This window comes from Thermodesulforhabdaceae bacterium (assembly GCA_037482015.1).
GTDB lineage: Bacteria > Desulfobacterota > Syntrophobacteria > Syntrophobacterales > Thermodesulforhabdaceae > JAOACS01.
The window spans coordinates 242,130-242,394 of record JBBFKT010000002.1 but is presented as its reverse complement, the minus strand read 5'-3'; the positions used below and the strand labels follow the sequence as shown (position 1 = coordinate 242,394).

Here is a 265-nt window from a genome sequence, read left to right as displayed (position 1 = left end):
GATTGACCTTCTCCCAGGAACCCTCACGTTCGTAAGATTCATCACTTACTGCATCGAGTCGCTGTTTTCTCAGAGCAGAAGCAAAGTGACGGGCAAGGCTTTCGATTTCCTGGGAAACTCTAAAGATACGCTGTTTTCCTTTGAGAATTTCATCAATACGTTCTGCCAGAATCCTTAATTGATCTTTATCCAGATCGAGCCGTCCCAGGTTGAGCAATATTCTTTGTCTGGGACCATTGGGAGTCCGGTAGGACTCAACCAGCTG

Annotated in this window: 1 protein-coding gene; it reads right to left on the bottom strand. The window is 46.4% G+C overall.

The window, feature by feature from the left end; translation table 11 throughout:
• Positions 1 to 265 (bottom strand): hypothetical protein (locus tag WHS38_05420; protein ID MEJ5300411.1); only part of this gene is annotated, 265 nt, incomplete at both ends.